The organism is Halobiforma lacisalsi AJ5, assembly GCF_000226975.2.
Lineage (GTDB): Archaea > Halobacteriota > Halobacteria > Halobacteriales > Natrialbaceae > Natronobacterium > Natronobacterium lacisalsi.
The window spans coordinates 1,864,485-1,877,239 of sequence record NZ_CP019285.1; the positions used below are offsets into that span (position 1 = coordinate 1,864,485).

The 12,755-nt window shown below is 67.2% G+C and carries 12 protein-coding genes and 1 pseudogene; 5 read left to right on the forward strand and 8 right to left on the reverse strand.

The window, feature by feature from the left end; genetic code table 11:
- Positions 1 to 31: 31 nt before the first annotated feature.
- The 5 genes from ilvC to CHINAEXTREME_RS08930 all read right to left on the reverse strand — a co-directional run bounded on the left by ilvC (position 32) and on the right by CHINAEXTREME_RS08930 (position 6,168).
- Entirely contained in the window at positions 32 to 1,108 is a 1,077-nt protein-coding gene (gene ilvC / locus CHINAEXTREME_RS08910; protein ID WP_007143187.1) for a ketol-acid reductoisomerase, read from the reverse strand.
- 1 nt (position 1,109) lies between these two features.
- Entirely contained in the window at positions 1,110 to 1,775 is a 666-nt protein-coding gene (gene ilvN / locus CHINAEXTREME_RS08915) for an acetolactate synthase small subunit (RefSeq protein WP_007143188.1), read from the reverse strand.
- Positions 1,772 to 3,571, reverse strand: a complete 1,800-nt coding sequence (ilvB, locus tag CHINAEXTREME_RS08920; protein ID WP_007143189.1) for a biosynthetic-type acetolactate synthase large subunit — start codon at positions 3,569 to 3,571, stop codon at positions 1,772 to 1,774. The genes ilvN and ilvB overlap by 4 nt, the downstream gene beginning before the upstream one ends.
- Before the next feature lie 416 nt (positions 3,572 to 3,987).
- Entirely contained in the window at positions 3,988 to 5,250 is a 1,263-nt protein-coding gene (locus CHINAEXTREME_RS08925; RefSeq protein WP_177209211.1) for a homocitrate synthase/isopropylmalate synthase family protein, read from the reverse strand.
- A gap of 324 nt (positions 5,251 to 5,574) precedes the next feature.
- Positions 5,575 to 6,168 (reverse strand): winged helix-turn-helix transcriptional regulator, encoded by a 594-nt coding sequence (locus CHINAEXTREME_RS08930; protein ID WP_007143191.1) that lies wholly within the window; start codon positions 6,166 to 6,168, stop codon positions 5,575 to 5,577.
- 139 nt (positions 6,169 to 6,307) lie between these two features.
- Between CHINAEXTREME_RS08930 and CHINAEXTREME_RS08935 the strand changes: the two genes are divergently transcribed.
- Positions 6,308 to 6,763: a ferritin-like domain-containing protein gene (locus tag CHINAEXTREME_RS08935; RefSeq protein WP_007143192.1), complete on the forward strand. Its 456-nt coding sequence runs from the start codon at positions 6,308 to 6,310 to the stop codon at positions 6,761 to 6,763.
- A 68-nt stretch (positions 6,764 to 6,831) separates the two neighbouring features.
- Complete coding sequence (locus CHINAEXTREME_RS08940) at positions 6,832 to 7,122, forward strand: DUF5779 family protein (protein WP_007143193.1); 291 nt, start codon at positions 6,832 to 6,834, stop codon at positions 7,120 to 7,122.
- A 9-nt stretch (positions 7,123 to 7,131) separates the two neighbouring features.
- Here CHINAEXTREME_RS08940 and CHINAEXTREME_RS08945 read toward each other — a convergent pair.
- Together CHINAEXTREME_RS08945 and CHINAEXTREME_RS08950 are read right to left on the reverse strand one after the other, a co-directional pair.
- Positions 7,132 to 7,628 (reverse strand): annotated as a pseudogene (locus tag CHINAEXTREME_RS08945) (YciE/YciF ferroxidase family protein).
- Between the two features lie 96 nt (positions 7,629 to 7,724).
- Positions 7,725 to 8,423, reverse strand: a complete 699-nt coding sequence (locus CHINAEXTREME_RS08950; RefSeq protein ID WP_007143194.1) for a VOC family protein — start codon at positions 8,421 to 8,423, stop codon at positions 7,725 to 7,727.
- 133 nt (positions 8,424 to 8,556) lie between these two features.
- Here CHINAEXTREME_RS08950 and CHINAEXTREME_RS08955 point away from each other — a divergent pair, with 133 nt between their 5' ends.
- Both CHINAEXTREME_RS08955 and CHINAEXTREME_RS08960 read left to right on the forward strand, forming a co-directional pair.
- Positions 8,557 to 9,246: a hypothetical protein gene (locus tag CHINAEXTREME_RS08955; protein ID WP_007143195.1), complete on the forward strand. Its 690-nt coding sequence runs from the start codon at positions 8,557 to 8,559 to the stop codon at positions 9,244 to 9,246.
- 88 nt (positions 9,247 to 9,334) lie between these two features.
- Positions 9,335 to 9,763: a hypothetical protein gene (locus tag CHINAEXTREME_RS08960; RefSeq protein ID WP_007143196.1), complete on the forward strand. Its 429-nt coding sequence runs from the start codon at positions 9,335 to 9,337 to the stop codon at positions 9,761 to 9,763.
- 41 nt (positions 9,764 to 9,804) lie between these two features.
- On the opposite strand, the gene fdhF is transcribed toward CHINAEXTREME_RS08960, so the two are convergent.
- Positions 9,805 to 11,925: a formate dehydrogenase subunit alpha gene (gene fdhF, locus CHINAEXTREME_RS08965; protein ID WP_007143197.1), complete on the reverse strand. Its 2,121-nt coding sequence runs from the start codon at positions 11,923 to 11,925 to the stop codon at positions 9,805 to 9,807.
- Between the two features lie 191 nt (positions 11,926 to 12,116).
- On the opposite strand from fdhF, the gene CHINAEXTREME_RS08970 reads away from it, so the two are divergent.
- Positions 12,117 to 12,719, forward strand: coding sequence for a hypothetical protein (locus CHINAEXTREME_RS08970; RefSeq protein ID WP_007143198.1), 603 nt, complete (start codon positions 12,117 to 12,119; stop codon positions 12,717 to 12,719).
- The last annotated feature ends 36 nt before the right edge of the window (positions 12,720 to 12,755 follow it).

The following is a 12,755-nucleotide window of genomic DNA, read 5'->3' on the forward strand; positions in this document are numbered from 1 at the left end:
GTGATGTGGTGGTTGCGCGTCGATACCGTGCTCAGTCGTCGGCCCGGACTTTCTGCTCGTCCTCGTCCTCGTCCTCCTCTTCGGAGTCTTCCGTTTCGGCCTCGGCTTCCTCCCACGCGAACAGCTCGCGCAGGCGCTCGCCGACCTCCTCGATCTCGTGGCTCTTCTCGGCCTCGCGGAGCTGGTTGTAGCTCGGCCGGCCCGCCTGGTTCTCGAGCACCCACTCGCGGGTGAACTCGCCGTTCTGGACCTCCTCGAGGACCTCCTCCATGTTCTCGCGGACGGCCTCGTCGACGACGTCGTCGCCGCGGGTCAGCCCGCCGTACTCGGCCGTGTCGGAGACGGAGTCCCACATCGCGCCGAGCCCGCCTTCGTACATGAGATCGACGATGAGTTTCATCTCGTTCATGCACTCGAAGTAGGCCATCTCCGGGCTGTAGCCGGCGTCGACCAGCGTCTCGTAGCCGGTCTTGATCAGCGAGGCGATGCCGCCACAGAGGACGGCCTGCTCGCCGAACAGGTCGGTCTCGGTCTCCTCGCGGAACGTCGTCTCGACGACGCCGGCGCGGGTACAGCCGATCGCCTTCCCGTAAGCGAGTGCGCGCTCGTGGGCGTCGCCCGTCGTGTCCTGGTAGACCGCCAGCAGGCCGGGGGTCCCCTCGTCGTTCTCGTAGTTGCGCCGGACGAGGTGGCCCGGGCTCTTGGGCGCGATCATCGTCACGTCGACGTCCTCGGGCGGGGTGATCTGGTTGTAGTGGATGTTCAGCCCGTGGGCGAATTGCAGCGTGTCGCCCGCCTCGAGGTTCGGCGCGATGGCGTTCTCGTAGACCGCCGGCTGGACCGTGTCGGGCACGAGCACGGAGACGTAGGTCGCTTGCGCGACGGCCTCCGCTGGGGTCGTCACCTCGAGGCCGTCGGCCTCGGCCGCCGACCGCGACGAGGAGTCCTCGCGCAGGCCGACGACCACGTCCACGCCGCTGTCGTCCAGGTTCAGCGCGTGGGCGTGGCCCTGGCTGCCGTAGCCCAGCACGGCAACGGTGTCGTCCTCGAGCGTCGATACGTCCGCGTCGTCGTCGTAGTAGATCTCGGTAGTGAACTCGTCAGTCATGTTAATCGTCGTCCGCAGTGTATTTCGTCTGCTTCGCTTCTTCGGCGGCCGAGACGCTCGCTTCCGCGGGCGTCGGCCCGGTCGTTTCGTCCGTGCCCCGGGCCAGCGCGGTCGTTCCGGTGCGATCGACCTCCCGGATGCCGAACTGGCCGAACGTCTCGATCGCGGCCTCGATCTTCTGGCGCGAGCCCGTGACCTCGTAGGTCGCCGTCTCGGGGCTCGAGTCGACGGCCGTGGCGTCGTACATGTCGGCGACGGCCGCCACCTGCGCCGGATCCTCGGCGTCGACTTTCACCAGCGCCAGTTCCCGCTGCATGGCGTCGGGCTCGAGTTCCCGCACCGAGGCGACCGGGACCAGCTTCCGCAACTGTTTCTTGATCTGGTCGATCCCCGGGTCGGACTCCTCGACGACGAGGGTGATCCGCGCGCGGTCCTCGTCGGTCGTCGGCCCGACGGTCAGGCTCTCGATGTTGAACTGCCGTCTCGAGAACAGGCCCGAGACCTCCGCCAGGACGCCGGGCTCGTGTTTGACCAGCGCGGAGATGACGGTCCGGCGGGGATCGTGGGTCACCTCGACCTCGGGATCGATACGGATCCCCTGCTCGTTGCGCCGGCCGTCCGGCGTCGGCCGTTCCTCCGGGGCCGGGCCGTCCAGTCCGCCGCTCATAGTTGGTCCTCCGCCAGGGCGAACTGGCCGTTGTCGCCGCCGCTTGGCACCATCGGGTAGACGTTCGCCTCGGGGTCGATGTGGACGTCGATCACCGAGGGACCGTCGTAGGCGACGGCCTCGGCGATGGTGTCGGCGACCTCGTCGTAGTCGTCGATCCGGAACCCGCGTGCGCCGAAGGCCTCGGCGAGCTTGTCGAACTCCGGCATCCAGTTGTAGTCCGAGGCGGCGTGACGGCCCTCGAAGAAGGCGTCCTGCCACTGCCGGACCATGCCGATGTACTCGTTGTTGAGAACGGCAACCGTGATGTCCAGGTCCTCGCGGACCGCGACGGATAGTCCCTGCATCGTCATCAGGAAGGAGCCGTCGCCGTCGACGCAGACGACCTCCTGGTCGTCGTCGGCCGCCAGGCGCGCGCCGATCGCCGCCGGCAGGCCGTACCCCATCGTCCCCAGGCCGTGACTCGAGACCCACGTCCGGGGCTCGGTGAACGTCCAGTACTGGCAGGCCCACATCTGGTGTTGGCCGACGCCGGTGGTGACGATCGCGCTGTCGCTCGTGGCCTCGTCTAAGGCCTCGACGACGAACTCCGGCCGGACCGGCTCGTCCTTGGGGGCGTCGTAGGCCATCGAGTAGTCGGACTTCCACTGCTGGCACTGGGCGCGCCACTTCGTCGCCTCGGGCGAGGACTCGACGGCCTCGGCCAGCTGCGAGACGACGGTGTCGGCGTCCCCGATCAGCGGGTAGTCCGCGTGGATGTTCTTCGAGATTTCGGCGGGATCGATGTCGACGTGGATGACCTCCGCGTCGGGCGCGAAGGTCTCGATGCCGCCGGTCAGGCGGTCGTCGAACCGAGTGCCGACGGCAAGCAGCGTGTCACAGTGGGTGATCGCCATGTTGGCGTAGCCGGTGCCGTGCATGCCCGCCATCTCCATCGATAGCTCGTGATCCTCGGGGAACGAGCCCAGGCCGGGCATCGTCGTGATGACCGGGATCTCGTGCTCGATCGCGAACTCCCGGCAGGTCTCGCTGGCCTCGCCCTTGATGACGCCGCCGCCCAGCAGCATCGCGGGCCGGTCGGCGTTCTCGAGGCGCTCGGCCGCCTCTGCGACGATCTCCGGGTCGGCTCGCTCCTGGACCTCGTAGGTGTCCGGCGTTTCGGGTTCGCCGGGCTCGGTCTCGGTGTCGGCGTTCGTGACGTCCTTCGGCAGGTCGACCAGCGTCGGGCCGGGCCGTCCCTCGTTCGCGAGGGCGAAGGCCTCGCCGACGTCGTCGCCGACCCGGTCGGGGTCGGCCGCGAAGGTGTTCTCCTTCGTGATCGGCGTCGTGACGCCGGTGGTGTCGGTCTCCTGGAACGCATCGTTGCCGACGAACTCCGTCGGCACCTGGCCGGTCAGCGCGATCAGCGGATCCGAGTCCATGTCGGCGTCCGCGATGCCCGTGACCAGGTTCGTCGCGCCCGGGCCCGACGTGGCCAGGCAGACGCCCGGCTCGCCCGAGACGATGCCGTAGGCGTCGGCCGCGTGGGCCGCGCCCTGCTCGTGGGCCATCGTCACGTGCCTGATGTCGGAGTCGTACAGGGCGTCGTAGACGGGCATGATCGCCCCGCCCTGGACGCCGAAGGCGTACTTGACGCCCGCGTTCTCGAGGGCCCGGACGACTGCCTGTGCGCCGGACGTAACCGGCTCCGGCGTCGGGTCCTCCGATCCCGACGGCGCGTCGGGTTCTTGCTCGTCCTGTGCGTCTTCCTCAGTGTGTTCTTCCGGTGGCGAAACCGTTGCAGCGCGTTCGCTCATCGGAACTCACCCGCCGTGGGCTGGCGATCCGTATCGTACTCCGCGGACGACGGCGACGACGATGACGCGCGTCGCGCGGTCCGTGCTGTGTGTGGCTGGTTCATCTGCGTGGAAACTGCTCGCTCGAAAATCGATGCGACGGCGAAACCGGAATCGTGGGTGCGGAGTAATAGAGGGGCTAGTACGCCCCTACAATACGAATACGGATCGCGGCGAACGCGCTGCTGTCGCCCCGAGTGCGAGCCGACAGGGATGCGCGTCCCGTCATTACTGATCCGATAGGCACCTCGAGGGACATAACTGTTGCGAGCGGGGCAACGTTCGCGGCGGCGGGTTGGGTGTGTACGCGGTCCCGTTCGCGTTCGCGACAGCAGCCGCTCGCGATCCGTGGAAACCGGGGTGGACGCCGTCATCGCTCAGGCGCGCACCTCCTCCTGCTCGCGTTCGCTCTCGTCGTCGGTACGCCGCGGGACGTCGGCCTCCTCGGCGAACCGCTCCAGGTCGCCGACGGTGACCCGGCGCTTCTCCGCGCCGTAGTCCTTGACGCGACGGGTGACCGCCCGTACCTCCTCGTCGGAGGGGGCGAACCCGCGGTCCTCGAGACGCTCGCGTACCGAGTGGGTGCCGGTGTGTTTGCCCATGACCAGCCGGCGTTCCGCGCCGACCATCTCGGGGGTCATCACGCCGGGCTCGAAGGTGTCGGAGTTCTCGATGACGCCGGCGGCGTGGATGCCGCTCTCGTGAGAGAAGGCGTTGTCGCCGACGATCGGCTTGTTGCCGGGCGTGTCCATGCCGCTCTTCTCGGCGACGACCTCCGAGAGCTCCGTGATGCGGGTCGTGTCGATCCCCGTGTCGGTCTGGTAGAGGGACTCGACGGACATCACGAACTCCTCGTAGGCGGCGTTGCCGGCCCGCTCGCCGATGGAGTTGACCGACACCTGGGCCTGGTCGGCCCCCGCTTCGATCCCCGCCAGCGCGTTCGCGGTGGCCAGGCCGAAGTCGTCGTGGGTGTGGACGTCGATCCGGGCGTCGGTGTGCTCGCCGACCTTCGCGATCAGCTCGCGGAACCGACCCGGCGTGGCGACGCCACAGGTGTCGGGAACGTTGATCCAGTCGACGCCGACCTCGGAGACCGCTTCGACGACGTCGATCAGGAAATCCTCGTCAGTTCGCGTCGCGTCCATCGGCGAGAACATGCAGGTAGCCCCCGCCTCTTTGACGCGTTCGACCGATTCGACTGCGCGTTCCCGGACCTCCGCTCGCGTGGCGTGCATCGAATCCTCGATCTGGACGTCGCTGGTGGACACGAACGTGTGCACCATCTCGACGCCCGAATCGAGCGCCGCTTCGACGTCCTTGTCGACGACGCGGGCTAACCCGCAGGTCGTCGTCGACGTCGACGATGCGATGTCACGGACGGCCTCGAACTCGGCGTCGGAGTTGACGGGGAATCCAGCTTCGATGACGTGGGTCCCCATCTCGTCCAGGATCGAGGCGATCCCTCGCTTGTCCTCGTACGAGAAGGAAGTGCCGGGCGACTGTTCACCATCCCGCAGGGTGGTGTCGAAGACACGTGCTGACTCTATTTCGTCAGTGGAATCTAACGTGCCCTGGAAGAACTCGACCCCCCTGACTGGTGTCAGAGGACGGCTCGTCTTGTGAAGACATTGTAGTCGAATCCCAGGCGGGAGGACCTATATAAATCTGGTGCCGAGATCGAAATCACCTGACGTGTTACCACGGAACACGATACGCGAGTGGCTAAAAATCGCAAGCAACCAATGGCCTAATATTCTTAATACTGAATGGTATCATATGGTCGCCGTCGGCCGAGGTTCGCCAACACCGGCAACTATTACCCCGTAATCGGTGGCGTTCCGGGGGCGCTCTCGCTGGCGCGCGCCCGCCGGTTGACGGACGGTCACCGCTGAGGATGTTGAGTCGAGATATCTGACTATTCATCCACTAGTTTCGGATATCGATTCCGATCGTCCACCGATCCGTCACTCGAGGGCGTCCTGATGGGATTCGTAGCGGCTGACGTACCGATCCTCACAGGAGGGACAGCAGAACGTCTTGACCTCGCCCCCGACCGTCGCCGTCACGCCGTCGCCGGTGACCTCCTTCCCGCAGACGACGCACTCGAGGGCGAATCCGGCGGCCGAGACGCCGACCAGGCGATCGGACCGCGAGAGCAGCGTCACGTCGTAGCCGCCGAGCTCCGAAAGGTCGAGTTCGGTCTCGAGCCACGAGCGAACTCCCTCGGAGGGCAGGGTCGCGTGGACGAGCACGCGGCCGTCCATCCCCTCGTAGATCCCCTCGACGCCCTCGAGGTCGGCCGCCGCGGCGTAGACGTCGGCGACGGCCGCCGGCGCGGGCTCGAGTTCGATCAGGGCGGCCGTCTCGCCGCGGAGCTTCTCGCGGTCGACGTCGATCGTAAAGCCCTCGATGATCCCCTGTTCCTCGAGCCGGGAGATGCGGTCGGAGACCGCCGGCGGGGTCAGCCCGACGTGGTCGGCGATCTCCTTGTACGGCCGGCGGGCGTTTTCGCTGAGGAGTTCGAGGATCTCGATGTCGGTCTCGTCGAGGTCGCGCATGCGGCGACGTTCGACCGGGAGCGAAAAGAGTGTGCCGTCGCCGCCGGTCCGACGCGCGTCTCGAGGCTCGGCGCGAGGGGAGCGGGCGGCCGTCGCGCGTATGGGTACTTTACCCCCGGTCGTGGTACGTGCCCCCGCGATGACGACCGACGAAATCACCGACCTGCTGACCGAAGCGTACCTCGACGAACTCGAGACCGTGATGAACTACCTCTCGAACGCCATCGTCCTCGACGGTATCCACGCCGAGGAGGTCAAGGCGAGCCTCGAAGCGGACATCCAGGAGGAACTCGACCACGCCCGGATGATCGGCGAACGGCTAAAGCAACTCGACGAGTCGCCCCCGGGGTCGGAGTCGTTCGACGCCCAGCAGTCGAACCTCCAGCCGCCCGCGGACACCACCGACGTGCAATCGGTCATCGACGGCGTGCTCGAGGCCGAGGAGGACGCCATCGAGACCTACCGGTCGCTGGCGGCCGCTGCCGACGACGCCAACGACCCCGTGACGGAGGACGTGGCGGTGACGCTGCTGGCGGACGAGGAGGCCCATCGGACGGAGTTCCGCGGGTTCCAGAAGGAGTTCCCGATGGACTAAGGACCGACTGCTGACCGGGGAGTTCCTCGAGAGGAACGTTTTTCTCGTCGGGCTTCGAGGGGGGTCACATGAGCGACTTCGACCTCGATCTGCGGGCGGTCGAGGAACACATCGACGAAGAGCTCGATCTCGAGGGAAGCATCGTGCTCGGCGTCCTGGACGGGTCGACGCCGGCGGAGCAGTGGATCGAAGCCGTCTCGAACGGCAACGTGCTGGTCCTCAACGTCGAGGGAGAGGTCAACGAACTCGCCTCAGGATTCGCCCGCGACGTAAAAGAGGCCGGCGGAAACCTGGTGCACTTCCGCGGATTCCTGATCGTGACGCCGCCGGGTGTGGACGTGAACACCGACCGGCTATAGGACGCGATCTCACTGCGATACCGACAACTCGCCGTAGTCGAACGCCTCGCCCATCTCCGAGAGCGTGTCGAGTTCGTCCTGTTCCTCCCGGAGCGTCTCCTCTAAGGTGTCGGCCGCGTCGTCCATGCCCAGTTATCTGCCATCGGGATCAGATTCCCGTAGGTGGCGACTTCGTAGTGTTCGGCTTTCTGGCCGGCAGCGATGTTGAACCGGTCGATCGCCTCGTCGCTCGGATCCGTGCTCATGAACTCCTCGTGGGCCTCGATCATCCCCTCGACGACCGGGTCCTCCTCCGGCTCGGCCTCCGCGTCGAGTTGCTCGAACACCTGTTCGATCCTGTCGACGTGGATCTCGGTCTCCTCGCGGTGTTCCGCAAAGCCCGATTTGACCTCCTCGTTCGAGGTGGTCTCCTCGAGTTCCTCGAGAGCCTCGATGAGGCGCTGTTCGGTGTGGGAGGCGTGTTTCAGTCCGGATACGAAGAGGTTTTCCGTGGTATCGATCGTCATGGGTGATCGTCTGAGCGTGCGCCGTTGTGATCGATACGTCGTCGGCCTGCAGGTGAGCGGACCCGAACCGTCGCGGGGAGACCGGCGCGGCCGCCGCTACGGATCCGTCGCGAACGTCAACACGTGCCCGTCCGGATCCCGGAGGACGACCCGTTCGTCGTCGACCTCGTCGACTCGGCCCACCCGGTCGGCGACTGCCTCGAGCGCTGCGGTCGGTTCGCTCGTCTCGAACCCCAGGTCGACGTGGACGCCCCCGCGGGCATCGGCGAGCCCGAGGTGGGGTTCCCACAGCTCCAGGGCCATCGGGCCGTCCATCCGGACCCGCGTGCGGTCGTCGCCCGCGTCGACGGTCTCGAACCCCAGTTGGGTGTAGAACGCCTCCGCGCGCTCGAGGTCCTCGACCTCGAGGACGACCTCGAAGAGGCCGTCGATCCCCGGCCCCGCGACGTCCCGCTGGCCGAGTTCGACGCAGTTGCCGTCCGGGTCGTACAGGTACAGCGACTTCGCGGGGCCGAACTGGGCCTCCTCGAGGTCGTAGCCCTGTTCCTCGAGGCGGTCCCACCAGTCGTCGTACTCGTCGGCGGGGATCGAGAGCGCGAAGTGGGTGTGGAGGCCACCGCGGGGGACGCCGCTCGGCCGGCGGAGCACGAGGTCGGTGTCGCCGGCGGCGAGGGCGAGTTCGGACGGCTCATCGCGGTCCGCGCGAACCGACATCTCGAGCGTCTCCGCGTAGAACGCCCGTGCGGGCTCGAGGTACTTGGCCTCGAGCGCGAGCCAGGCCAACCGAGTGAGCATGTGTCCACCTACTTGAGGACCGGTGAAAGAACCGTCGCCGACGCCCGGAGCGCATCCGGACCGCGGTCGGACCGTCCCGTTCGCCGCTTCTCCCCCGTTTATGGTGTCGACGGCCCTAGAGAAACGCACGATAATGAGTTTCCGCATCGACGAACGCGCCACGGACTTCCGCGAGATCGACCGCTTCGACCACGGTGTCGGCTGGATCGCCCACCCCGAGGAACGCATGCAACGCGCCAGCCACGCCCTCGAGGTCGACGGCGAGGTCTGGCTGATCGATCCCCTCGACGCCGACGGTCTCGACGACCTGCTCGCGGAGTTCGGCGAGGTCGCCGGCGTCGTCGTCCTGCTGGATCGCCACAAGCGCGACGCCGCGGCGATCGCGGACCGCCACGACGTCCCGGTCTACCTCCCGGAGTTCTTCGAAGGAGTCGCCGAGGAACTCCCGTCCGAGACGCCAATTGCCCGCTTCGGCGACGAACTCGCTGACACCGGTATCGAGGCGCTCACGGTGGTCAACAACCGGTTCTGGCAAGAGGCCGCACTCTACGACCGCGAGGCGGGTACGCTCGTGGTTCCCGAGTCCGTCGGGACTGCCGACTACTTCCGGGTCCGGGGCGAACGGCTCGGCGTCCACCCGATGCGGCGGGCGGTGCCGCCCCGCGAGACCCTCGGCGGACTCCGCCCGGACCGGGTCCTCGTCGCCCACGGCCCGGGCGTGCTCTCCGGAGCGACCGGCACCCTCGCCGACGCGCTCGAGGGGGCGCGTCGCCGGGCGCCGCTGCTGTACGCGAAGACGGCGCGGTCGTTGCTCCCGTTCTAGGGGATAGCGAATGGCGAATAGTGGATAACGGATAACGGGTGCATTCGCGGGGAATACATCTAACTACTCGCCCGACATAGGGGCGGGCGTGGTCTACATCACGCGGGCGCTCGTCGACGTCCTCCTCGATCTGGCCAGCGATGCCGATCCCGACCGCGTGACGACCGGGACGTCGGTCACTCCCGCCCGCGAACTCCAGGGGCCGGAAGCCGACGCCGTCGCCCCGGAGACGCCCGTGTTCACGGACTTCTTCCTCCCCGATCCGGGCAACGCCGTCAACGCCGTCTTCGGCGTCGACCTCTCGACGCCCGCCCGCCAGGCGCAGGGACAGTTCGTCTCGCACCCGCTGCGGGAACTCGAGGTAACCCGACGCGACGACCTCGCGGAAGTGATCTTCGTGGCCGTCCCGCCCTGGACCGACGCCGAGGACTCGTTCGCGGCGTTCGACCGGGCGGGGAACCGACAGCCCCTCGAGATCATCGACGCGCAGCCACCGGAGCAGTCGTTTCCGGCCTGAGCCGTCGGCGATGCGTTCCTGACAGGGGTTCGAGAGGGGGGTCAGTCGTCGGCTGACGGCTCGAGCGTCACCGCGATTTCCGCGGCCGCAGCCTTGTACTCAGGAATCTTCGCTCGCTCGTCGAGCACGTCGTTCGTGAGCCGATTGGCCGAAGCGGCTGCGAAGTGTGGCGTCGTCCAGACGACGCCCTCCTTGATGTCCTCGGTGACCCGCGCCTCGACCGTGATCTCGCCCCGCCGGGACTCGAGGACGACCTCGTCGCCGTCCTCGATCCCGTACCGCTCCGCGTCCGCGGGGTGGACGTCGACGAAGTTCTCGGGGGTCTGGCGGTTCAGCGTCGGCGAGCGGGTGCTCATCGTTCCGGTGTTGTAGTGTTCCTCGAGGCGTGCGGTCGTGAGGATCAGCGGGTACTCGTCGTCCGGCGTTTCGGCCGGTGGCTGGTGGCTGACCCCTTCGATCCGCCCGCGTCCGCTCTCGGTGTCGAACTCCTCCTCGTAGAGGTAGGGGTCGCCCTCGTCACCGGGCTGGTAACAGGGCCAGTGCAGCCCCTCCTCGCCCAGCCGATCGTAGCTCATCCCGTGGTAGATGGGACACACCCGGCGGAGTTCCTCGAAGACCTCCTCGGGGCCGTCGAACTCGAACTCGTCGGCGTCGAAGAGTCGAGACCCGACCGCCGAGAGGATCTCGAGGTCGTGTTTCGTGTTCTCGTGGACTTTCCCGACGCCGCGCATCCGCTGGACGCGCCGGTCGGTGTTCGTGACGGTCCCGCCGCGTTCGGCCCACGTCGTCGCCGGCAGGAGCACGTCGGCGTACTGGGCGGTCTCGGTCGGGAAAATGTCCTGGACGACGACGAACTCGAGGTCCTGGATGCGTTCGGCGACCCGGTTGGCGTCGGGCTCGCTCATTACGGGGTTCTCACCCATGACGTACAGGCCCTTGACCGACTCGCCGAACTCGTGGGAGATCTCGACGTTCGTGAGGCCCGGCTCGGCCGGGATCTCGAACCCCCACTCGTCCTCGACCGCCTCGCGGGCCGCGTCGTCGTCGACGAGCTGGTAGCCCGGCAGGACGTTCGGCATCGCGCCGACGTCGCAGGTCCCCTGGACGTTGTTCTGCCCGCGCAGCGGGTTGACGCCGGTTCCGGGCCGGCCAACGTTGCCCGTGATCAGCGCCAGGTTGATCTCGTTTTGCACGTTGTCGACGCCGCAGGCGTGCTGGCTCATCCCCATCCCCGTGAAGATGGCCGCGTTATCCACCGTTGCGTACTTCTCGGCGGCCAGTTCGATCTCCTCGAGCGGGACGCCACACTCCTCGGCCGCTGCCTCCTCGTCGAAGTCCGCGAGCGTCTCTTTCAGGTGGTCGAACCCCTCGGTGCGCTCGGCGACGAACTCCTCGTCGATCCAGCCGTCCTCGGGCTGGTCCTCGTGGTGCTCGAGGATCGTCTTGAGAACGATGTTCAGCAGCGGGATGTCGGTGCCGGGGTTCAGCTGGAGGTGCTGGTGGCGGTCGGTCTCGTCGATCTTGAACGACCGCGTCGTCTTGTTCGCGTGGGGATCGACCTGGATGACGGTCGCGCCGTCGAGGACGGCCTGTCGGAAGTACTGGCTGTTCGCGATCGGGTGTTGTTCGCCCGGGTTCGCCCCCTGGATCCAGAACAGGTCACACTCCTCGCGGAGGTCCCGCATGCTGTTGGTCATCGCCCCCGCGCCGAGGCTCGTCCGCAGCGCCCAGACGGTCGAAGCGTGACACATCCGCGTACAGTTGTCGACGTTGTTCGTCCCGTACCGGCGTGCGAGCTTCTGGAGGAGGTAGTTCTCCTCGTTCATCGTCTTCGAGGAGCCGAAAAAGCCCACGGCGTCGGGGCCGTACTCCTCGCGGATGCGCTCGAGTTCGTCGACGACGTACGCGTAGGCCTCCTCCCAGGTGGCCTCGCGGAACTCGCCGTCCTCCTTGATCTGCGGGTCGGTGAGCCGATCTTCGTGGTCGACGACCTCCGTCGCCGCGCCGCCCTTGATGCAGACGCGGCCCTCGTTGACGGGCGCGTCGCCCCACGGCATGAACTGCACGTCCGCCGGCTCCTCAGCCCCCGAAAGCTGGATGCCACAGCCGACGCCACAGTACGGACAGATCGTCTTGACCGGGTCTGATTGATCGCTTGACATAGTGTGATCTCCTCGGTCGCCGCGCGTCGCGGGCGATCGACACGTTGTCTATCACCGTCCACCGGAATGAGTCTTGCTGACACACGACTTCGATCCCGTCCGGTCGCCGGCGGCCGCTCCCTCGAGCGCATCGCCGAACCTCAGGTGACACGGGGAAACGTATACCACGATAGTGGACTAACGGCCGATCGATGGCGCTTACCCGGTCCGCCCTCGAGGCTGCCGTCGCCGACTACCGCGAGGAGGAACCCTTCTATCCGGTCGAGCGCGAGGGGATCGAGACACTCCCCAGCGCGTTCCGGTCCGGCGAGTTCGGACGGCGAGACGCCACGTGGGTCGTTCGCTGGTACTACCGGCGGTTGCTCGGCGCGATCCCGAACGCCGAGCGGCGCCGGCACGAGGACGCTTTCGAACGGAATCCGTTCGACGACGTTCACGACGCGATCGTGGCCGCCGCGACCGCGATCGATCGGGGCGATCGCTCACCCCCCGTCGCAGAACCGGTCGAACGACTGACCGCGCTCGAGGGCGTCGACGTTCCGGTCGCCTCCGCGTTCCTGTTTTTCGGGGCGCCGGAGTGCTGCATCGTCGTCGGCGACCGCGAGTGGGAAACGTTGCGGACCCACGGCCACCTCGAGCGTCCCTATCCGGAGTCGCCGTCGCTCGCGGACTACCGGACGTATCTCGACCGCTGTCGGTCGCTGGCTGACCGGTTCGATTGTGATATGTGGTGGTTGTACCGGGGACTCTGGCGACTCTCGACGGACGAAGACGCCGATACGGAACGCAACTGAAACTACCGACTTCGCGTCGATTCCGGGACGAAGAAG

Bases quoted from the DNA above. Each gene is read 5' to 3' on its own strand.
- ilvC (WP_007143187.1), bottom strand. From the start codon at position 1,108: ATGACTGACGAGTTCACTACCGAGATCTACTACGACGACGACGCGGAC.
- ilvN (WP_007143188.1), bottom strand. From the start codon at position 1,775: ATGAGCGGCGGACTGGACGGCCCGGCCCCGGAGGAACGGCCGACGCCG.
- ilvB (WP_007143189.1), bottom strand. From the start codon at position 3,571: ATGAGCGAACGCGCTGCAACGGTTTCGCCACCGGAAGAACACACTGAG.
- CHINAEXTREME_RS08930 (WP_007143191.1), bottom strand. From the start codon at position 6,168: ATGCGCGACCTCGACGAGACCGACATCGAGATCCTCGAACTCCTCAGC.
- CHINAEXTREME_RS08935 (WP_007143192.1), top strand. From the start codon at position 6,308: ATGACGACCGACGAAATCACCGACCTGCTGACCGAAGCGTACCTCGAC.
- CHINAEXTREME_RS08940 (WP_007143193.1), top strand. From the start codon at position 6,832: ATGAGCGACTTCGACCTCGATCTGCGGGCGGTCGAGGAACACATCGAC.
- CHINAEXTREME_RS08950 (WP_007143194.1), bottom strand. From the start codon at position 8,423: ATGCTCACTCGGTTGGCCTGGCTCGCGCTCGAGGCCAAGTACCTCGAG.
- CHINAEXTREME_RS08955 (WP_007143195.1), top strand. From the start codon at position 8,557: ATGAGTTTCCGCATCGACGAACGCGCCACGGACTTCCGCGAGATCGAC.
- fdhF (WP_007143197.1), bottom strand. From the start codon at position 11,925: ATGTCAAGCGATCAATCAGACCCGGTCAAGACGATCTGTCCGTACTGT.
- CHINAEXTREME_RS08970 (WP_007143198.1), top strand. From the start codon at position 12,117: ATGGCGCTTACCCGGTCCGCCCTCGAGGCTGCCGTCGCCGACTACCGC.